The 20627-nt window shown below is 43.1% G+C and carries 25 protein-coding genes; 7 read left to right on the top strand and 18 right to left on the bottom strand.

Annotated features, from left to right (window positions below):
- Window positions 1-67 precede the first annotated feature (67 nt).
- Window positions 68-919 carry a PHP domain-containing protein gene (locus tag TY87_RS10935; protein ID WP_072841295.1) on the bottom strand — a complete coding sequence of 284 codons (852 nt, stop codon included), beginning with the start codon at window positions 917-919 and terminating at the stop codon, window positions 68-70.
- A gap of 83 nt (window positions 920-1002) precedes the next feature.
- Here TY87_RS10935 and TY87_RS10930 point away from each other — a divergent pair, with 83 nt between their 5' ends.
- The gene (locus TY87_RS10930) at window positions 1003-1539 is read left to right on the top strand and encodes a septation protein A (RefSeq protein ID WP_100187104.1); all 537 of its coding nucleotides are present in this window, start codon (window positions 1003-1005) and stop codon (window positions 1537-1539) included.
- 2 nt (window positions 1540-1541) lie between these two features.
- Window positions 1542-1844: a YciI family protein gene (locus TY87_RS10925; RefSeq protein ID WP_100187103.1), complete on the top strand. Its 303-nt coding sequence runs from the start codon at window positions 1542-1544 to the stop codon at window positions 1842-1844.
- A 70-nt stretch (window positions 1845-1914) separates the two neighbouring features.
- Here TY87_RS10925 and TY87_RS10920 read toward each other — a convergent pair whose 3' ends face one another.
- Window positions 1915-2196 carry an Rdx family protein gene (locus TY87_RS10920; RefSeq protein WP_072841292.1) on the bottom strand — a complete coding sequence of 94 codons (282 nt, stop codon included), beginning with the start codon at window positions 2194-2196 and terminating at the stop codon, window positions 1915-1917.
- A gap of 91 nt (window positions 2197-2287) precedes the next feature.
- Between TY87_RS10920 and TY87_RS10915 the strand changes: the two genes are divergently transcribed.
- Together TY87_RS10915 and mnmC are read left to right on the top strand one after the other, a co-directional pair.
- The gene (locus TY87_RS10915) at window positions 2288-2839 is read left to right on the top strand and encodes a peptidylprolyl isomerase (protein ID WP_100187102.1); all 552 of its coding nucleotides are present in this window, start codon (window positions 2288-2290) and stop codon (window positions 2837-2839) included.
- The gene (gene mnmC, locus TY87_RS10910) at window positions 2829-4853 is read left to right on the top strand and encodes a bifunctional tRNA (5-methylaminomethyl-2-thiouridine)(34)-methyltransferase MnmC2/FAD-dependent 5-carboxymethylaminomethyl-2-thiouridine(34) oxidoreductase MnmC1 (RefSeq protein ID WP_100187101.1); all 2025 of its coding nucleotides are present in this window, start codon (window positions 2829-2831) and stop codon (window positions 4851-4853) included. Before TY87_RS10915 ends, mnmC begins: the two co-directional genes overlap by 11 nt.
- Window positions 4854-4943: 90 nt before the next feature.
- On the opposite strand, the gene TY87_RS10905 is transcribed toward mnmC, so the two are convergent.
- Window positions 4944-5273, bottom strand: coding sequence for a hypothetical protein (locus tag TY87_RS10905; RefSeq protein ID WP_072841289.1), 330 nt, complete (start codon window positions 5271-5273; stop codon window positions 4944-4946).
- A 117-nt stretch (window positions 5274-5390) separates the two neighbouring features.
- Between TY87_RS10905 and cysE the strand changes: the two genes are divergently transcribed.
- A complete protein-coding gene (cysE, locus tag TY87_RS10900) occupies window positions 5391-6206 on the top strand; it encodes a serine O-acetyltransferase (RefSeq protein WP_072841288.1) in 816 nt (271 codons plus the stop codon).
- Between the two features lie 16 nt (window positions 6207-6222).
- Here cysE and TY87_RS10895 read toward each other — a convergent pair whose 3' ends face one another.
- From TY87_RS10895 to ccmA, 12 genes are all read right to left on the bottom strand, one after another.
- On the bottom strand, window positions 6223-6459 hold the full coding sequence (locus TY87_RS10895; RefSeq protein WP_100187100.1) for a YheU family protein: 237 nt from the start codon (window positions 6457-6459) through the stop codon (window positions 6223-6225).
- A complete protein-coding gene (gene ligA / locus TY87_RS10890; protein ID WP_100187099.1) occupies window positions 6460-8478 on the bottom strand; it encodes an NAD-dependent DNA ligase LigA in 2019 nt (672 codons plus the stop codon).
- Between the two features lie 102 nt (window positions 8479-8580).
- A complete protein-coding gene (zipA, locus tag TY87_RS10885; protein ID WP_100187098.1) occupies window positions 8581-9612 on the bottom strand; it encodes a cell division protein ZipA in 1032 nt (343 codons plus the stop codon).
- Between the two features lie 65 nt (window positions 9613-9677).
- A complete protein-coding gene (locus TY87_RS10880) occupies window positions 9678-10871 on the bottom strand; it encodes a tetratricopeptide repeat protein (RefSeq protein WP_232617111.1) in 1194 nt (397 codons plus the stop codon).
- Complete coding sequence (locus tag TY87_RS10875) at window positions 10868-11278, bottom strand: cytochrome c-type biogenesis protein (RefSeq protein ID WP_100187097.1); 411 nt, start codon at window positions 11276-11278, stop codon at window positions 10868-10870. The genes TY87_RS10880 and TY87_RS10875 overlap by 4 nt, the downstream gene beginning before the upstream one ends.
- Window positions 11275-11784, bottom strand: coding sequence for a DsbE family thiol:disulfide interchange protein (locus TY87_RS10870; protein ID WP_100187096.1), 510 nt, complete (start codon window positions 11782-11784; stop codon window positions 11275-11277). The genes TY87_RS10875 and TY87_RS10870 overlap by 4 nt, the downstream gene beginning before the upstream one ends.
- A 2-nt stretch (window positions 11785-11786) precedes the next feature.
- Window positions 11787-13724: a heme lyase CcmF/NrfE family subunit gene (locus TY87_RS10865; protein ID WP_100187095.1), complete on the bottom strand. Its 1938-nt coding sequence runs from the start codon at window positions 13722-13724 to the stop codon at window positions 11787-11789.
- Between the two features lie 12 nt (window positions 13725-13736).
- Window positions 13737-14204 (bottom strand): cytochrome c maturation protein CcmE, encoded by a 468-nt coding sequence (ccmE, locus tag TY87_RS10860; RefSeq protein WP_100187094.1) that lies wholly within the window; start codon window positions 14202-14204, stop codon window positions 13737-13739.
- Window positions 14204-14380: a heme exporter protein CcmD gene (ccmD, locus tag TY87_RS10855; RefSeq protein WP_100187093.1), complete on the bottom strand. Its 177-nt coding sequence runs from the start codon at window positions 14378-14380 to the stop codon at window positions 14204-14206. Before ccmD ends, ccmE begins: the two co-directional genes overlap by 1 nt.
- Window positions 14370-15116: a heme ABC transporter permease gene (locus TY87_RS10850; protein WP_100187092.1), complete on the bottom strand. Its 747-nt coding sequence runs from the start codon at window positions 15114-15116 to the stop codon at window positions 14370-14372. Before TY87_RS10850 ends, ccmD begins: the two co-directional genes overlap by 11 nt.
- On the bottom strand, window positions 15116-15778 hold the full coding sequence (gene ccmB / locus TY87_RS10845) for a heme exporter protein CcmB (protein WP_100187091.1): 663 nt from the start codon (window positions 15776-15778) through the stop codon (window positions 15116-15118). Before ccmB ends, TY87_RS10850 begins: the two co-directional genes overlap by 1 nt.
- On the bottom strand, window positions 15775-16386 hold the full coding sequence (gene ccmA, locus TY87_RS10840) for a cytochrome c biogenesis heme-transporting ATPase CcmA (RefSeq protein WP_100187090.1): 612 nt from the start codon (window positions 16384-16386) through the stop codon (window positions 15775-15777). The genes ccmB and ccmA overlap by 4 nt, the downstream gene beginning before the upstream one ends.
- 160 nt (window positions 16387-16546) lie before the next feature.
- Here ccmA and fliK point away from each other — a divergent pair, with 160 nt between their 5' ends.
- On the top strand, window positions 16547-18205 hold the full coding sequence (fliK, locus tag TY87_RS10835) for a flagellar hook-length control protein FliK (protein WP_100187089.1): 1659 nt from the start codon (window positions 16547-16549) through the stop codon (window positions 18203-18205).
- Window positions 18205-18453: an EscU/YscU/HrcU family type III secretion system export apparatus switch protein gene (locus TY87_RS10830; protein WP_100187088.1), complete on the top strand. Its 249-nt coding sequence runs from the start codon at window positions 18205-18207 to the stop codon at window positions 18451-18453. Before fliK ends, TY87_RS10830 begins: the two co-directional genes overlap by 1 nt.
- Here the strand turns inward: TY87_RS10830 and TY87_RS10825 are convergent.
- From TY87_RS10825 to TY87_RS22745, 3 genes are read right to left on the bottom strand one after another with little or no spacing between them, the layout of a single operon-like run.
- Window positions 18444-18848 carry a DUF2802 domain-containing protein gene (locus TY87_RS10825; RefSeq protein WP_072841274.1) on the bottom strand — a complete coding sequence of 135 codons (405 nt, stop codon included), beginning with the start codon at window positions 18846-18848 and terminating at the stop codon, window positions 18444-18446. The two genes, TY87_RS10830 and TY87_RS10825, sit on opposite strands and share 10 nt — an antisense overlap.
- A gap of 14 nt (window positions 18849-18862) precedes the next feature.
- Window positions 18863-19354, bottom strand: a complete 492-nt coding sequence (locus TY87_RS10820; RefSeq protein ID WP_012071089.1) for a chemotaxis protein CheW — start codon at window positions 19352-19354, stop codon at window positions 18863-18865.
- A 36-nt stretch (window positions 19355-19390) separates the two neighbouring features.
- Window positions 19391-20626: a chemotaxis protein CheW gene (locus tag TY87_RS22745; RefSeq protein WP_232617110.1), complete on the bottom strand. Its 1236-nt coding sequence runs from the start codon at window positions 20624-20626 to the stop codon at window positions 19391-19393.
- Window position 20627 lies beyond the last annotated feature (1 nt).

The following is a 20627-nucleotide window of genomic DNA, read 5'->3' as shown; positions in this document are numbered from 1 at the left end:
TTCTCCACTAAAAAATATATAAATAATAACTCGTAACCAATTCAAGGGAGCTTAAAAATAAGCCGTGCTATTTCCAAGTCTGCCATACTAAATCTACTTCACTTTCGTGTATTTGCGTAAATTTACCCACCTGCATCCACGGACCAAACGGTCCATGATAATCACTTCCTACCGACGCTTTTAAGTCAAACTCTCTGGATAAGCGTTCAAGCAAACGAACACTGTCAGGGCGCTCATTACCCGAAACTACTTCTATTCCTGTACCACCCCATTTTTTGAAATCGCCTAATAGACGCTTTAACTTAGTTACAGTTAGAGGGTAGCGCTTAGGATGAGCTAAAACTAATTCCATATTTTGGCCAGTAAGAGCTGTTAAAACATCCTCAAGTTCTGGCCAAACATCACGTAGCTGACCTAGCTTTTTATTACCTAAATAGCGATCAAACGCCTTATTGGCGTCTTTTACAAAACCTTTCTCTACCAGTAAAGTCGCAAAATGTGGTCGACCAAGTTGACTCTCGCCAGCTAGGGCAACCGCTTCATCAAACAAGTCAGGTAAACCTTGCTTCACCAATAGATCGGCTATACGTCGCGCTCGATCAAGACGTATAGCCTGATTTTTATTCACAATAGACAGCAAAGCTGTGTTGTCTAACGAGAAGTTCAACGCCACCATATGCAAAGGAACACCGCCCCATTGCGTCGACAGTTCAACACCATGAATAAAGCTAAGCCCATGCTCTACAGCTCGCTGACTGGCTTCGACAATACCATCGAGCGTATCATGGTCAGTTAGTGCAAACAGAGAAACGCCCTGCTCTACCGCAAGATCCACAAGCTCGGTTGGCGAAAAACGACCATCCGAACGTGTAGAGTGAGTATGTAAATCGACTTTTCGATAACTTGCTGCTTCAGGCATAGATTGGCTGTTCTTTAATAGGAATGGTGGTTATCATAAGACCAGCATACATACATTTTAGTATACATTCACTGGGTTTTTATATGAAAATACTGTTCGACTTTCTCCCTATTGTTATCTTCTTTGTTGTTTATAAAATGACAGGGAATATTATTCTTGCGACCGCAATTTTAATTCCCGCGACTATTATTCAGGTCGGTTTTACTTGGTTCAAGAACAGAACCATAGAAAAAATGCACTTAGTTTCTCTAGCATTAGTCGTGTTGCTAGGCGGCGCTACCGTTCTGCTAGGTGACGGTGATTTTATCAAATGGAAGCCAACGATCGTAAATGGTTTGTTTGCCATTGCATTTTTAGGCAGCCAATTCATCGGCGATAAAAACATCATTCAACGTATGATGGGCGATAAATTAGATTTGCCTTTTAAAGTATGGCGTACTTTAAACTTGGCATGGATTGGATTTTTTATTATCTCTGGTGTCACCAACTTATACGTTGCGTTCTCGTATAGTGAAGAAATATGGGTAGATTTTAAACTGTTCGGTTTATTAGGAATGACCATTGTATTTATAATATTACAAGGCATTTACTTATCATCGCACTTACAAAATAAGGAATAACAATGCTTTACTCTATTATCGGTGAAGATGTAGCTAACAGCCTTGGCGCTCGCCAACAAGCTCGTCCTGCTCACTTAGCTCGCTTAGAAACACTGCAAAATGAGGGCCGTTTAGTATTAGCTGGCCCAAATCCAGCGATTGATTCTAATAATCCAGGCGACGCGGGGTTTAGCGGCAGTGTTGTAATTGCTGAATTTGCGAGTCTTGAGGCAGCAAAAGCTTGGGCTGATGCAGATCCTTATGTGGATGCTGGCGTTTACGAAAACGTAACGGTTAAACCTTTTAAGCAAGTTTTTCCGAACTAATTGAACGAAAAAGACTTAATAAAATGCCGCTATCAATATGAAGCGGCATTTTTTTGTGGAGTCTATTTTATTATTTTTTAACATCCGAGTGCCCAAGATCTCGCTCAGGATCGATCACATCTCTCATTCGCTGCTTTAATACTTTAGCCTCAGGAAAGCCATCTTCTTCTTTACGACACCAAATTTCCTGACCATTCACACGAACTTTAAAAATACCGCCTTGCGTTGGTATCAAGGTAACGCTTTTTATATCATCATCAAATGTTGTCAACAGCTCTTGAGACAGCCAAGCCGCACGCAACATCCAGCGACATAAGGTACAATATTCAATTTCTACGGCAGCAGTTCGCATTTGCTTTCTCTCCGATAAATTAACAAGACGTCTTGGAACGCCACTACACAACTAATACTATTGCCCATACACTCAATAAGGAAGTAGCACTATGCGTAAATATCTTATCACCAGCTTGGCTCTGTTCGCGCTTTGTTCACAAGCATATGCGACAGAAGTCGATATTTTAACCAATCAAGGCACAATCCGAGTCGATCTAAATGATGACGCTGCGCCTAAATCTGTTGCCAACTTTCTACGTTATGCCGATGAAGGCTTCTATAACGGCACTATTTTCCACCGAGTAATACGCGGCTTCATGGTACAAGGCGGTGGTTTTACCAAAGACCTAGAGCGCAAGACAACCCATAAAGCCGTTGCCTATGAAGGTGATAATGGACTAGCTAATAACCGTGGCACTCTTGCCATGGCGCGGACTCAAGATCCAAACAGTGCTACATCACAATTCTTTATCAACCAAGTCGATAACGCCTTTTTGAATCATGACACTCGTGGCGCTGCAGGCTATACCGTTTTTGGTGAAGTTACTTCTGGTATGGATATTGTGGACGCCATTTCTGCAGTACCAACATCAACGGTTGGCCCTTACCAAAACGTTCCGACCGAACCTGTTATTATCGAGAGCATCACGCGTGTTAACTAGTTACCAATTAGAATCTCCTGCTTTAACTTGGGGTGAGGATGGCGCACCTCACTCCAACCAGTTTGACGATGTCTATTTTGACAAAGAGTCAGGGCTGGAAGAAACACGTCACGTTTTTTTAAAAAACAACCAACTAAGCGAACGTTGGGCGTCACTACAAAAAAACGCCTTTGTGATTGCCGAAACAGGCTTTGGCACAGGATTAAACTTTTTATGCGCTTGGCAGGCTTTTTTAACCGAAGCCGCCAGCGATAAACAGCTGCACTTTATCTCGGTCGAAAAATACCCAATGACCAAGAGCATGCTGACTGACGCGCTAAAGATGTGGCCGTCTATAAGCCATTTAAGTCAGCAACTAATCGACGTTTACCCTGAAGTTTGCCACGGGTTGCACCGCGTGGAGCTAGAGCAAGGCCGAATCCAATTAACACTGTGGTTTGGTGAAGCAGAAGATGGCTTCGCTGCGTTAGATGCCGACGTTGATGCTTGGTTTTTAGATGGCTTTGCTCCCAGCAAAAACCCAGAAATGTGGTCAGACAATCTGTTTAAGCATATCCACCGCCTTAGCCATCAAGGCACAACCTTCTCCACCTTCACCGCTGCTGGGATTGTGCGCAGAGGCTTAAAAAACGTTGGCTTTGATGTTCGTAAAGTAAAAGGTTTTGGTCAAAAAAGAGAAATGACGGTCGGTGAACTGAATAGCTCAACTGCGCCGTTATCTGAACGCATGTCCCAAGGTCAATCTTGGTTCAATCTTCGTAAAGATAATACATCAGAAGTCACCACAGTATTGGTCGTCGGTGCTGGATTGGCAGGTGCCAATACCGCTTATGCGCTCGCTAAACAAGGCATTAAAGTAGAAGTATGGGAACAAGGTAATTGCATTGCTGGCGGTGCGTCAGGTAATCCACAAGGCATGCTTTATCCTAAGCTAGCCTCTCAAGATACGCCAGTGAATCGCTTTTATTTATCAGCTTATTTACACGCAACTCGTTTATATTCCAGCTTAGATAAAAACAAACAATTCTGGGACGCCTGCGGATTAATACAAATACCGAAACACGACAAAGAAGCCGGACGCTTTCAAAAACTACTCGATGAAAAGCTCTATCCAGAAGCCATATTACAAGCATCCAAAGACAGAGAAGACAGTTTGCTCTTGCCTCTATCTGGCTGGGTTGTGCTGACAAAACTTTGCGAGACACTTTTGTCTCACGAAAACATTCATGTTTGTTTAAATACAAAGCTTGAAAGCCTCTCAGCTGTTGAAGCAGGTGGCCAAACCGTTGGCTGGCAAGCACGCCCCAAGTATCAAGAAGCTCCACTTAACGACCAACAAACACGCTTTTCGCATGTTGTGCTATGCACGGCAAATGATACAAAAGCTTTAGGAGTAACACCTAACACTCCAGACTATCCGATTCGTGGACAAGTCTCGTTTATTGATATTGAAAAAGCCAAAGTCGCTTGCCAAGCCATCGGTGAGTCTACCGATAAAATAGACTTCGATAAGGTTCTTTGTGAGTTTGGCTATGTTTCCCCTTCGATAAACAACTTGCTGCACTTTGGCTCGACATACGATCTAAAAGACCTAGATGATCAAGTAAGAGAAGAAGGGCATAAACGCAATTTAGCCATTTTAGAAAGCCTGCTTTTATTGCCAAAAGAAACATTTAACAGTGAGGATTGTGGTGGACGAGTATCGTTCAGATGTGCCGTGCCAGATTACACGCCGATTGTTGGACCGGTTCAATCAGAGGACGTTTATCAGCAAGCCTACTCAACTTTAACTAAGAATGCGAAGTGGCAAAGTAATGAGGTTGCAGAGCCTATAAAACAGCTCTACATCAATATCGGGCACGGTTCGAGAGGACTTATTTCTACGCCATTAAGTGGAAGTTATATTGCCAGCTTAATCACTGGCACTCCTTCTCCTTTAGAGCAACAGGTAAGCCATAAACTGCACCCAAGCCGCTTTATCATTCGCGACCTAAAACGCAGCCAAAACCTTTAATGCAAGAACTTAAACCTATTGTTCTTTAACTCACTGCATTGAGTAAATTCTGAAAAAACTCAATGCAGTGATATTTACGCCATCATTCTCTTATGATTCAAACAACTCACAAGCACTTGGAATAAGCTCAACAAATCGACTAGAGGTTTGAGGACGGAATACATAATGATTAAGTTCTGGCAACAAAGCCCTTAGCTTATCGCTCAGTTGCAACAAACTTGGATTAATTGGCTCATAAGGATAAACGTGGTCCTGTAGGCTCAATTTATGCAATTCATCAAGTTCATCTTGCAATATGCCTTTCATCGCAAAAAAGCGATCTTTCTGATTAATATCGTTGGTTTCCCAATAGGCATCGGAAAACGCGGAATTTAATTCATAAAAGATATGCAATGCATCAGCAACATTTTTTTTAGACATGTTATCTCCATCTTTATTGAGCAATCTTCATATTGCCACTTGTATTGTTTAACCCTAACCTTATAACCTACATTCTAAACGTGAATCGATATAGGTGAATACCCCTTGAGTACAACAATGCATCATGCCGTGACTTCTGACAATCTATGGCCATCTTTACAAGCGGAAGCAAAAAAGCTTGCACAAGATGAGCCTATTTTGGCCAGCTATTTCAATACTACTATCTTACGCCATGAATCATTGTGTTCTGCTTTAAGTTTTTTACTCGCCAGCAAGCTAGACAGCATATCAATTCCCGCTATGGTATTACGAGAAGTATTCGAAGAAGCCATGGCAGATACTAACTCTGGCATTGTCAGATGCATCGAGCAAGATATTTTAGCGATAAAAGAAAGGGACGCTGCTTGCGATACATTTACTACGCCACTGCTGTTTTTTAAAGGCTTCCACGCCTTACAAACGTATCGTGTAGCAAACTGGTTATGGAAAAACAATCGCAAGAGCTTAGCCCTGTATCTACAAGGACAAATGTCGATGGTATTTAGTGTCGACATCCATCCAGCAGCAACAATAGGCTGTGGAGTCATGCTAGACCACGCCACAGGCCTTGTGGTGGGTGAAACCTGTGTTATTGAAGACAACGTATCTATTTTGCAATCGGTCACTCTAGGCGGCACAGGTAAAGAGCACGGCGATCGTCATCCTAAGATACGTTCAGGTGTATTAATTGGTGCCGGTGCTAAAATTCTTGGCAATATTGAAATCGGTGAAGGCGCGAAAATTGGTGCGGGGAGCGTAGTATTAGAACCTGTTGAACACCACACAACCGTTGCTGGTGTTCCTGCAAAAATCGTAGGTCGCAACACTGGTGAAGAGCCATCGAGAGTAATGGATCACAATATTAACCATTGTGTTCGAGATTGTGTGGAATAACAAAAAAATTACGACCTCACATGAGGTCGTAATTACTTAAGTCACCTTTCGGAATCATTTTGATGGTTTCGCTTTCTGTATCAAACAACAGCACAGCTTCCCCGTTTCGTAACGACCTGAGCGCCTGCTCGCGCTTTTGCGCTGCCGACAAATCATAGTCACCATAATCCGTGCCATCACGCGACACAATATCATCCAAAATTGTTTCTAACGTGTCTGGGGCTAATGAATCATAAGGTATTAAAGTATCCAATTAGATCGCCCCATGTTGATTAAGCAAAGCAATCACGCCAGCTTCATCAATAACTGGCACATTAAGAGACTGCGCTTTGGTGAGTTTCGAACCGGCTTTTTCACCAGCAACTAAGCAATCTGTTTTCGCTGAGACTGAACCACTCACCTTAGCACCTAATGATTGCAACTTGTCTTTTACTTGATCGCGACTAAATTGGCTTAATGAACCCGTTACAACATAGGTTTTACCAGACAAGGGTAACTCATCAGCTGAAACTTGCTGCTTCTTCTCCCAAACAACACCAGCAGCTAACAAGCCTTTAATGGTATCTCGATTTAATTCCTGATCAAAAAACAAACGCACGTGTTGAGCTACAATGGGGCCGACATCTTCCACCTCTACCAAGGTTTCTTGATCTGCCGCCATCAAATCATCTAGCTCAGTAAAATAGCTGGTCAAGGCACGAGCCGTTGCTTCACCCACTTCTCGAATACCCAAGGAGTAGATAAAGCGGTTAAATTGCGTATTCTTTGCCGTCTCGATTGAAGCAAGAAGCTTTTCGACTGACTTTTGCCCCATACGCTCCATGGATAACAAGGTGTCCTTTTTCTCGACTAGGGTAAAAATATCCACCGGCGTTTTAACAAGTTCCTGATCCACCAGCTGCTCAATCAGCTTATCGCCAAGGCCGTCAACATCCATCGCTTTACGAGAAACAAAATGCTTTAGAGACTCTTTTAGCTGCGCACCACACACCAAACCGCCAGTACAGCGAATGATGGCTTCACCTTCAACTTGTTCCAAGTCCGAGCCACAAACAGGACAAGCTTCTGGAAAAATAACATCCGTCACATCATCAGGGCGCTTATCTAAAACTACCTGAACGACTTTAGGAATCACGTCACCTGCGCGATGAACAATCACAAAGTCATTCACTTTTACACCTAATCGAGCGATCTCGTCTTTGTTGTGCAAGGTTGCATTAGAAACCGTCACACCGCCAACAAATACTGGTTCTAATCGCGCAACAGGTGTAATAGCGCCAGTACGACCCACCTGGAAATCAACACCTAACACTCGAGTCATTTCTTCCTGAGCGGGGAATTTTCTGGCGATGGCCCAACGTGGCGCACGCGCAATAAAACCAAGTTGATTCTGTAAGGTAATTTGATCAACTTTATAAACAATACCATCGATATCATAAGACAAGTTTGCACGCTTTTCGTTGAGCATTTCGTAATAATCAATACAACCTTGTGCGCCTTCAGCTGTTGCCATTAGATCATTGGTACGAAAACCCCACTCGCTTAATTTCAGCAGGCCTTCGTAGTGACTTTTCGGCTGATCCCAACCTTCTACATAACCAATTGAATACGCACACATCACCAAGGGACGAGTGGCAGTAATCTTAGGATCAAGTTGGCGTAAGCTGCCTGCTGCCGCATTACGAGGGTTAACAAAAGTCTTTTCACCTTGTTCAACCGCTAAGGCATTCAGTTTTTCGAAGCCTTCTTTTGGCATATAGATTTCGCCGCGAACTTCTAATACTGCTGGCGGCGTTTGAGTGCGCAGTTTCAGAGGTACAGAATAGATCGTTTTGATATTCGACGTAATGTCTTCACCAGATAATCCATCACCGCGCGTCACGCCTCGTACCAAACGTCCGTTTTCATAACGCAAACTAATAGCCAAGCCATCTAATTTCGGTTCGCAACAATACGTCACATGATCGGTATTAAGTAATTTGCGAATGCGCTGATCAAAATCAGACAAAGACTCATTGTCAAAGGCATTGTCTAAAGACAACATAGGAACAGTATGAGCGACATTAGCAAAACCGCTGTCTGGCTTTTCGCCAACTCGCTGGGTTGGAGAATCCTCTTGAATCCACTCTGGGTGCTCGGCCTCTATAGATTGAAGCTGACAATAATCACGGTCGTATACTGCATCAGGAACAATTGGTTCGTCTTTTACATGATATGCATAGCTGTAATCGTTAAGTTGCTGAATCAAGTCCAGCATCTGCTGATGCGTCATGTCTGTCTCTTGGGTCATATATAAATAAACTCGAAATTTTCTGCAGGCTTGTATTAAAAATAAACATCAAAACAATCAAGGCCCCTTAGGGCCTTGATATTATTACTGTTTGTTGCGCATTAATCGGCGGCGCTCAAAATCGCGAATTCGCTGACGACAATGAGCAATCGTTTGATCACTCATCGGAGTTCGGCGCTCATCACGCAGCTCCCCACCTAGGTTACGTACTAAGGTCTGAGCTGTTTCAAGCATAAAGTCGAACGCTTTCATGCTATTTTTTGGACCTGGCAAGCCCATGAAGAAGCTAACACCTGGGCAATCGCTTTCTCCCATAGTTTCTAAATCAAAAGTGCCCGGCTCGATAGCATTTGCCATACTGAACTGCACTCGACCACGATCGAAACCATCTTCATGACGATGGAAAATATCCATTTCACCGTAGCGCATACCGCAATTTAAGATAAGCTGAAGCAGCTCCATACCAGAGAAGTTTTGCTCTTCAGGGGCAAAAATATTAATCACGATGACTTCTTCTATTTCAGCAATACTGTTGTCTTCTTGATCACCTTCGTTAATACCATCAATCACACTATTCGGTGTCACTTGATCGATATCAATTTCTGAATAACTGCGTTCATAGTCCTCATCAACATGACCGTCATAGCTATTATTAGTCTCTATAGCAAAATCCAAATCAAGATCATCTTGCTCATAAAAGCCATCATCAGAATAGTTTTGCTCAGATACTGCAGAATCGCCAAAATCTCGCTCAGGCACCAAAGAAGCCAACTCATCAAGGTGCATTTCTTCACCTCTATCCAGCTCTGGACCAGAATCAACTTTATGAGGGACATCGGCTAACGGCGATTTTGCCGTTTTCCTAGCATTCTCAAAAGCATTAACGATAGGATCTTGTGACGATTTTACTCGTTCACTTGAAGAGACTTTACTATACCCAACGGCAGAGCCTTGACGCACTAGTGCATCATCATCTGATTCATCTATATCAGAGAAGTCATTATCTGCCTGGGCATATTCCTGCCCTTTTTTATACCGACGAAATCCATCTATGAGGATAACGACAATAATGACGACCCCAATCAAGATTAGCCACTCACGCAAGCTAAATTCCATTACTCATTCCGAATTGCATCAATTAATGTTGATCGTATTATCAAACGAAGCGGCTTAGGATTCAATTACAAGGCTACGTTGATTACGAAAATCTCTTTACGATTTGTAAGTAAACCATGCTTTGTACCGATAATTCGACCTTTTGTAAGATCATTGTCATTAATATTCGCCAATTTAACCACTAAATCGACTCTATTAACTTCCGCCAAGGTTACAGTTGGCATTAAGGAGTCAAGATTTGTTAACAAAATAGGCTGCCCCAAATCCTCAGGAAATACTCTTTGTATGGCGATTGGCATTTTTTGCCCCTTAACCACAGCATAAACTAGCAAAATATCGTCTCTTTTCCATGTCAACTTACTGGCATCCCATTCAATTTTCACCACTAACTGATCGGTAATAATGGGCGCAACTTGCTGATAATCAATTCGGCCTAATTCTCGTGCTTTACTAATCGCCGACAATAACGCCAAGCGTTCCGTTGAATGTACGCTATAACGAATCGCCTCTTGCCAAGCTAATACGGCGCCTAAATAGTTTTGTTGTGCAAAATTAGCCACACCTTTCAAATCCAGAGCCGTGGCTTGGGTTGGTGCCACTTGCAGAATAGCATCAACAATTTTTAGCATTTTATCGGAACTTTGGCCCCCATTCGCATAAAAAATAGCTTGAGCGTATTCAACCAATAAGTTCACACGGTTTTCGGCATTGCGCGGTAGTTTTTCTAATGCCATCTCAAACGCAACTACCGCTTCTTGATACTTTTCAGCACCGACATAATCTGTCGCTAAATAATACCAATCCTCAACTCTGTCATAACGCGCACTGCGATATTTTAAAAAATCGCTCACTTTCTGCGGAGTCAGTTGCTGCGTTTGCAAATCTTGTGTAAAAGCCACATCTTTCGAATAACCAATTTGTTGATACAGACTCACACTACCCAAAACGGCAACAACTACTACACAAAGCATGACCCAACGAGCAAAGAGAATATCATTATGAAAAAAGCGTTTTTGTCGGCCATCAATAGAATTCTCCTCATAATCTACATCAGATAACAACTGCAAAGATTCGCTCGGAGTCAATCGACCCGCATCCTCTTCTTCCGCGATTTCTTTTCGGCGTACCATAGAAAACGCTTGTATATTTTGATCGTCTTTATTAATTGAATACTTACCCAAACGATGAGTAATAGAGCCGAAAAGATAGACAATACTCATCACCATCATGGTGGCCATCAGCAAATATGCGATCATCATAAATCTCGTCCTCGTCGTTTACGGTTCGCCATCACCACTACAACAAAAGCCAAAAGCCCTATTCCAAGCAGAATAAACGGACCATACCAAAGTAAAAATGTTGCAGTTGAATGCTGTGGACGATACAAAACAAAAGAGCCATATCGCGCCACCATGTAATCAACAATTTCCTGATCCGTTTTACCTTGCTCTATCATCTGATGGACAAGCTCACGAAGGTCAACAGCAATGCCAGAGCCAGAGTCTGCCAAGTTTTGATTCTGACATTTTGGGCAACGTAATTCTTCAACCAAACTTTGATAACGTGTTTTGTTCAATTCTGAGCTAAAGGTCATTTGCTCCTGTGCAAAAACTGATAAGGAAAGAAGCACAGCAATAGATAAGAAAACATCTCTAATAAGTATCATTTCATATAGCCTTTTATTTCAGGCCAATTTTCGGCATTAATCACACCTTGATGCCGATAAACCACTACACCAGAACGATCAACAACAAAGGTTTCAGGTGCGCCTGTGACACCCATATCCACGCCAAAGTTGCCGATCTCATCCATTAATATGTCTTGATAAGGATTACCCTTTTGCTCTAACCATTGCTCCGCAAGCACTTTCTCATCTTTGTAATCGATGCCAACAATAGGCACACCAGAATTTGCCAGCTCCATTAAAAAAGGGTGTTCAACATGACATGCAGGACACCAAGTTCCCCAGAAATTAATCAAATAAGACGTATTCGGTAAATCTTTGTGCGTATAAACCTGATCGTCTTGCAACGACACCAAGGTGAACTCGGGTACTTTTTTTCCCACCAAGGCTGAAGGCATATACTGAGCATCTTTGCCGAGCTGCAAATAAAACACTACGCTAAGTATCAGAAAAACTGCCAACGGCATAAAAAACAGCAACTTCCGCATAGTTAAACTCCTGCTCGTTTTCGATAGCGTTTATCTAGCGCAGCCAACAAACCACCAGCCATCATCATCAAACCGCCAAGCCAAATCCAACGCACAAAAGATTTCACGTAAATTCGTACGCTCCATGCGGAATCATCCAGTCGTTCCCCCAAGGAAACATACAAGTCGCGAGTAAAACCAGCATCTAATGCTGCTTCCGTCATGACTTGCTGACGAGTTGAAAAAAAACGCTTTTCTGGATGTAGAACAGCAACAGCTTTACCAGCTTTATAGACGGTAAATTGCCCTTTGCTTGCCACGTAATTTGGTCCTTTCACTTGTTCCATTTGATCAAACTGAAATTCATAGCCTGCGATAGTTGCTCGATCCCCGGGAGATAATCGCAACATAGATTCATGGCTATTGACGCTAACCAATACAATCCCCACCAAGGTAACGACCATACCAAGGTGCGCCAATAACATACCGTAGTAATTTCTTGGTAATTGACGAGCGCGAGGAATAATCCCTTTTGTACCAGCAGAGACTTTTCCAAACCAATCAGAGAAGGATAAGAACACCACCCAAAATGCCACCGCCAAACTCAGCCAAGCGATAAAACCAAACCCATAACAATAAACAACCAAGCCCGCCGATAAGGTAGCGATACACGCTGAGATAGAACAAACCTTAAAAAACACACTAAATTTCGTATGGTGCCATTTTGATAAAGGGCCAACCGCCATAAACACCATCAGCAAGAGAGCGATTGGTGTGAAAACGCTATTGAAATATGGTGCGCCAACAGAGATTTTACCCAGCCCTAACGCATCAAATATTAAAGGGTACAAGGTACCTAATAATACCGTTAACGTCAGAACCGTTAATAGGATGTTATTGAGCAGCAACCAAGCTTCTCGTCCTGTTACACCAAAAGACACGGTAGAACGCACCTCAGCCGCTCGAATGGCATACAACAACAAACTGCCTCCAACGAGCACCAAGAGCAAAGCAAGAATAAAAATACCGCGAGTAGGATCAGCGGCAAAAGAATGCACCGAAGTTAGTACGCCAGAGCGAACCAAAAATGCTCCTAGTAAGGAAAGACTAAATGTAAAAATCGCTAATAAGACAGTCCAGCTTTTAAACACACCACGCTTCTCGGTGACAGCAAGAGAATGCAACAAAGCCGTTCCCGCTAACCAGGGCATAAAAGACGCGTTTTCTACTGGGTCCCAAAACCACCAGCCGCCCCACCCTAGTTCGTAATACGCCCACCAACTTCCCAGTGTGATGCCTAAAGTCAGAAACGCCCACGACGCTGCTGTCCAAGGTCTTGCCCAACGCGCCCAAGAAGAATTTAAGTTGCCTGTAATCAAAGCGGCAACAGCAAAGGCAAATGCTACGGAGAAGCCAACATAGCCCATATACAAAACAGGAGGGTGAACAATCAAACCAAAATCCTGTAAAAGTGGATTCAGGTCACCGCCATCCGCAGGCACATCCGGTAATAAACGAGCAAACGGCGAAGAGGTAAAAAGTAAGAAGGATAAAAAGCCAACACAGACCATACCTAACACAGATAAAACCACGGGCCCGATATCTTCCGGTAAGGTTCTTATCTTTAACGCAACGGCGGAACACCAGCCAGACAAGATAAGTACCCACAATAATAATGACCCTTCATGCCCGCCCCACAAAGCACTAAATTTGTACCAAACAGGCAACTGGCTATTGGAGTTCTGGCTGACATACAACACAGAAAAGTCATCCGTTAGAAACGACAAGCTCAAAGTGACAAAACTTACCAACACCAAGGCCGACATAATAAAAGTCAGTGGCAGAGCGCTTTCCAACAACAGTCGATTGCCTTTCCAATAACCAATCAAAGGCACCGAGGCCAGCGACAAGGCAAAAAATAACGACAATATCAGTGAAAATTGACCAATTTCAGGAAACATAAACAGCCTAAATTAATAAGTAGATTGCGCGGACTCTGCGCTCTCGCCCGTCGAACGTTGGGTATTTTTCAATGCTTCAGTGATTTCTGGCGGCATGTATTTTTCATCATGTTTAGCCAATACTTCGGTCGCTTCAAACACGCCGTCATTATTTAGCTTACCCTGAGCCACAATGCCCTGACCTTCTCGAAATAGATCAGGTAAAATCCCACGATACTTAATGGTGACTTTGTGCTGAAAATCAGTCACATCAAAAGCGACCACCAAAGTGTCAGGGTTACGTTTAACACTGCCTTTCACTACCATTCCACCCGCGCGAATATTGGTATTTCGTGGCGCTTCACCCATAGCAATTTGGGAAGGAGAAAAGAATAAATTAATATTCTGCTGCAAGGCATACATTACCAAGGCAACCGCTACGCTCAATATCAACACAATGGCGGTTATGACTAACAGACGTTTTTTTCTTACTGAATGCATTAGCGGGTTTGATTCCTCAAAAAGCGTTTACGTAACGTGTCTCGGGTTTTGCGGCGTGTTGCTAGCGTATTCCAAACCAACCAAACTAAAGCCAAAGCACTAAAACCATAAGCTGACCAAACATAAACGCCGTGTGTTCCCATCATCAAAAACTCTGACAAACTATTAAAGGCCATGTTCCATTACCTCTTGTTTCACCCAGCTCGATCTATGTTCGCGAATTAATATCTCAGACTGCATACGCCAAAGAACCACACCAGCCACGAAACAGTACAAACCAATCACTGAAAAGAGTAAGGGCAACCACATTTCTGCAGGCATTTCAGGCTTTTTAGTGAGCGTAAACGTCGGCCCTTGGTGTAAGGTTTCCAGCAGCACCACCGAATACTTAATAATGGGTAAGTTAATCAGCCCTACGACACTAATAACAGCAGCGGCTTTATTCGCGAGAACCTGATCCTCTAAAGAGTTTTGCAAGGCGATAATGCCCATATAAAGAAAAAACAACACTAGAACAGAAGTAAGTCTTGCATCCCAAACCCACCAAGTTCCCCAGGTGGGTTTGCCCCAAATGGCACCCGAAACCAAAGCGATCAACGCCATAATCGCGCCAATTGGCGCCATTGCCTTAATAAAAATAGGCGCCATTTTCATCTGCCAGACAAGAAACACAAAACCTGATACGCCCAATGCTAAGTAACAAGATTGCGCCAACATAGCGACGGGCACATGAATATAAATAATGCGAAAACTGTTACCTTGCTGGTAATCTGCGGGAGCAAAAGCAAGCCCCCACACTAGGCCGATAACAAGGCAAAAGCAGCCAAAACAAAACACAGGCAACGGCCAAGATTTAGACCAAGAAAAAAACCACTTAGGTGAACCTAATTTATGAAACCATGCCCAACTCATCAGTTTACACTCGCTTTGACTGCAATCGCCGTCATGAAAGGTGATATCACTAAAGACAATAAAGACATAGCTAACAACATTGCCAATAACCCTAAATAAGGCAAACCTGCTTGTGCAGCTTTAACCGCTAACGTCGAAAAAATAATCACTGGCAAATAAAACGGCAATATCAGTAACATCACCAGCATGGCACCTTGTTTTATCGATACCGTTAAAGCTGCACCAATCACACCAATAAAAAACAAGCTAGGTGTGCCTATGAGTAATGTCATGATCAATACCCTAAAACCTGATCTTGGCAGATATAACATTTCACTTAATAAAGGCATCATAACAAGCAAAGGTAATACAACAGCCAGCCATTGCGCGACGACTTTTAGCAAGATTAATAAAGGCAGTGACAATCCACTAACAACCAGCTGCTCCAAAGAACCATCTCGATAATCTTCTTTGAACATACTTTCTACAGCCATCAAAATAGCCAATACTGCAGCACACCAGACGATACCTGCCGCCGCTGGCGCCAGAAAATCAGGCGAAGAATTAATTCCTATCGGAAACAAAGCAACCACAATAATGAAAAACAACAGCGCATTAAAAACGTCTTGTTTACGACGCCACAACACCAAAAATTCAGACGCTAAAAAAGAAGAATACGTCATAACAACGTTACGTCACGAGGAGCAATGGACAGCAAGTCCTGGTGGGTGGTTAATATCACCAAGCCGCCTAACAACACATGCTGTTGAATACGCTCCTCTAGCAGGGCAACTCCTCTGACATCTAAAGAAGCAAAGGGTTCGTCCAACAGCCAAAGTGTTTTTTTATTTAACCATAACCGCGCCAAAGCGACTCGTCGAGCTTGGCCTGCAGATAATTTTTTCACCAGCACATCGACCTGATCTATAAGGCCTAACTGAGTTAACACCGAATACAACATGCTTGTAGAAACGTCAGGACAATACCAACGAAGATTTTCAGCAACAGTAAGCAGGCTTTTAACACCAATAGAATGACCTAGATAGATTGCATCTTGCTGTAAAGAATTTCTGTCTAAGGTGACATCCTCGCCCGAATACAATATTTGCCCCTCTAGAGGCGAAAGCACACCAGCGATGACTTTTAACAAAGAACTCTTACCAGCCCCATTTTCTCCTAGAATACGCACTACATCACCAGACTGAACACTAAAAGAAAGCCCTTTACATAGGTCTCTTTCCCCACGCTCGATCCAAAGGTCTGATATTGTTAAAAAAGCAGAAGATTGCAAAAGATTTATCCAATTCGGCCGATATAAGGGTCAAGGTTAACATTGTTTGGCTACACTATTTTAACTGTACGGCTTAACCATACCGAACAGCCCAAACATTATATGAGAAGCGTTTCTAAAAGCACAAATCAATCGGCTATTTAATCAACAGGCAGGCTACATGATCTCTGACATCCAATCTATGCTTAATGCATCATCAGGCAAGCAGAGCAATGCGACTAACAGCAGTAGCAATAATATATTAGGCAACACAGGAACAATTGCGAAATTAAGCAGTGAAATAAAACTAATCGAAAATCTCAGCCTGATTAAATTTCAGGGCAGCGAGTCTCTTAATTTTCAAGGCAAACCAGCCCAACTGTTGCATGCAACCAGTGCACAACAGCCATTTACTCTTGTTAATACTGGCGCGCCCATCGACATTAGTGATATCCAAAATGCCAAATTAAATAAAACCAATTCTCTGCAAGCCTCCCTGACTCTTCCTGTAGAGAATCAAACCAGCAAAACGGGCGTCAATCAAAATGCACCTCAAGTTAGGCAAGCTGATAATCTTATGCTGGCATCTCGTGTCGTAAACTTAACGGTTACCTCAGTAACACCTGCGACAAACAATACTGGTAATGCTCCACTTTCTACAACAGCAAATTCTCAACCAACAACCGTAACGCCCCAGACTTCTGGCGTTCAGACTTCCAGTGCTCAAACCTCTAGTGCTCAGACAACGAGTCCTCAAACAGTACCCCCTCAACTCGCCGCGACAAACATTCAGGCCAAGACAACCAATCAACCGTTGACAGTGAATACGCCGCAACTAGCTACGAGCATTCAAACGACTACAGCAACAGTCACCCAATCAAACCCACAACTAGCAAGGGTTTCTGATGGTAAAACAGAGTTTCCTATTCTTAGTCAAACGCCATTGAAAAAAGGCGATGTCGTACGAGTCATGGTCGACGCCAATAACAATATGCAGGTGTTGCCAGCAAAAACTAGTGCGACAGCGCCTACTGTTCAAACAGAAGCACTTAAACAAAGCCTACCGAAGCAGTTGTCTCTTGGGGATATGTCTCAGCTCGTCAAACAATTACACAGCCTAAACGAGACGTCGAATGCGAACTTGCTACCGCAAACGCAACAAGCGCTTAAACAGCTGATGCAAAATATGCCAACGTTGGGAGCCCTAACAACCTCGCCAGAAGCTATGAAACAGGCCATTCAAACAAGCGGGTTATTCTCTGAATCATTACTGGCTAATGACAGTAAAACGCAAATACCCGCCGACCTAAAACTCAATCTGACAAAGTTAAAAGACGCCCAGGAAAGCATTGGCCCTATGCGTCTTGGCAGTATTCCAACAGAACAAATTGCAAATGCAATCGAACGCATTACCACCAGCCAGTTACGGCATTTTTCAGAACCTAATCAGTTCAACACTCCAACCTATCCCTTGCATATAGAACTACCAATTAAACATGGTCAATCACCAAGTTTTGTACAAATAGAGATAGATAAAGACGCAAGTTCAGAAGAGCAAGAGAAACAAGATAGGCGCTGGCTGGTAAAACTAAAGTTTGATTTTGAAGAAACAGGAAGATTCGATGCGAGAGCCAGTATCCAAGCAAATAAAGTTGGAATACTCTTTGCCGCAGAAGACCCAGAAACGGTACAAAAATTACAAAAGAATCTGTCTACATTGAAACAACAATTAAAAGACAAAGACATTGAGATCGAAAGATTAGACGCTTTTCAAGCTAAACTCGATAAAGAAAAAACTAATATTGTTAAGACTCAATCGTTAATAGATGTGAGAACATAATGCAAAAAGCAGTCGCTTTAAAATATGACTTTAGCGCAGCACCAACAGTCGTCGCAAAAGGAAATGGTTTACTTGCTGAAAAAATCTTGACAGTTGCGAAGGAGAATGGCGTTCTACTTCACCAAAGCCCTGAGCTTGTAGAAATGCTCAGCACTTTGGAATTAGGAGAAGAAATACCGGAATCATTGTATCTAGCCGTCGCAGAGGTGATCGCTTTTGCACATAAAATCAAAGATCATCAGTGGTAATCAGAGTTCCTACGTGACTCTTGCTTTAATAAGCTGATCAATTCTGCTTCAGCTCGTATAAGACCGCATTTAGAAACCAAATCATCAATAGTTGCGCCCATTTCCAAAAGCTCCATAGCGCGATTGTATGAGACCCCACCCTCTTTCGATAAAATTTCAGATTGCTTTTCTACAGCGAGATTCAATTTTTTCTCAATAGCTACCAAGCGTCGCCCCATCCCTATTGATCCTGAGGCAAGTACTTGCACTTGCTTTTTTTGATTCAATTCTGCTTCTGCGTGATGCTGCTTCATGCGCTCTAGCCGTTTCGATAATCTAAAAGCCCAAACGACAACCGCAATCAAGATCACAAATTGAAGTATCAAGAGAAGGTTAAATAACCATTGAGATTCCATTTAGTACAACTACCTTAATTACTTACTTCAGACCATTCATCTTCTGATAACAGTTTATCTAGATCGACAAGAATTAATAAAATATCATTTTTATGACAAACACCTTGGATGAACTTAGATGACTCATCATTACCAACATTTGGCGATGGCTCAATCTCAGACTGACGGAGGTAAACCACTTCAGATACTGCATCTACCAGAATACCAATAACATGACCTTCCACTTCAAGAATCATGATACGCGTAGAATCTGTAAGCTCGCCTGATGGCAAGCCAAATCGCTGACAAGTATCAATAACGGTTACAACCGTTCCACGCAAGTGAATAATACCCAAAACATAACTAGGAGCTCCAGGAACTGGGGCTATCTCAGAATAGCGCAGAACTTCTTTTACCTGCATAACATTTACACCGTAGATTTCATTCTCTAAGCGAAATGTCACCCATTGCAACATCGGATCTTCTGACTGATTTGCATTTTTTAACGCTATGCTAGTAGTTGCCATTATTCATCTCCAAAGATCAAAAAATGATCATTACAATTATTTTTGCGTGTTTTTAAATCCATTTTGGGGGTCGTCTAACAATTCTATAAACCCCTGCACATCAAGTATGGCACACATATGATCAATTACCGTACCAGCTAACCAAGGTCTCTTACTTCGATCACTGCGCCACTTCACTTGCGATGGCTCTAAGGTAATAGCCTCTGCCACGCGTTCACAAGCAACACCCCAATCAGTACGGTCAAGCTGTATTACGAATTTAAAATTGTCTTTCATTTCGCCTTCATAATGATTAGGCATTATCCAGCGCGCAGTATCAACAGTACGAAGGTTAAACTCTCCAACATTCGCAACGCCCATGAACCAATCTGGCTGTCCAAATATTGACGTTAACTTATCTCTTCCACTTTGAAAAATCCCACCCAACTCAACCAAAGGTACCGCAAGTTTCAAACCACCGACATAAAAAAGCAAACACTCAAATCTACCTGTCGCCCATGGCAAAGGATCTGTTCTCGAAATTCTCTTAACTGGCTCTGGCTCTGGCTCTGGCTCTGGCTCTGGCTCTGGCTCTGGCTCTGGCTCTGGCTCTGGCTCTGGCTCTGGCTCTGGCTCTGGCTCTGGCTCTGGCTCTGGCTCTGGCTCTGGCTCTGGCTCTGGCTCTGGCTCTGGCTCTGGCTCTGGCTCTGGCTCTGGCTCTGGCTCTGGCTCTGGCTCTGGCTCTGGCTCTGGCTCTGGCTCTGGCTCTGGCTCTGGCTCTGGCTCTGGCTCTGGCTCTGGCTCTGGCTCTGGCTCTGGCTCTGGCTCTGGCTCTGGCTCTGGCTCTGGCTCTGGCTCTGGCTCTGGCTCTGGCTCTGGCTCTGGCTCTGGCTCTGGCTCTGGCTCTGGCTCTGGCTCTGGCTCTGGCTCTGGCTCTGGCTCTGGCTCTGGCTCTGGCTCTGGCTCTGGCTCTGGCTCTGGCTCTGGCTGAATAATATTGGCGTCTTCAGAATCTAATGACAAGCCATCAACTTGAGCCGATATTGCTTCTTCAAAATCCTTAAATGATGCATCTAAAGCTGAAAGTTCTTCTTCACTCAGTCCAGCTTCTGAATCAACCAGTTCAGATTCAACTAAATCAGAATCAACAGGTTCAGGTTCAACAGATTCGGCCTCATCTAACTCTTCTACAGACGGCTCAGATGTCGCCTCTTGTAATAAATCATCAAGATAACGCTGGACAGCTAATTGAGGCCCAACTAAAACTGCTTCTTTACTCTTTGTGTCTTTCATA

Origin of the sequence: Marinomonas sp. BSi20584, assembly GCF_002792415.1 — a bacterium.
GTDB lineage: Bacteria > Pseudomonadota > Gammaproteobacteria > Pseudomonadales > Marinomonadaceae > Marinomonas > Marinomonas polaris.
This window is presented reverse-complemented; position numbering and strand designations above follow the sequence as displayed.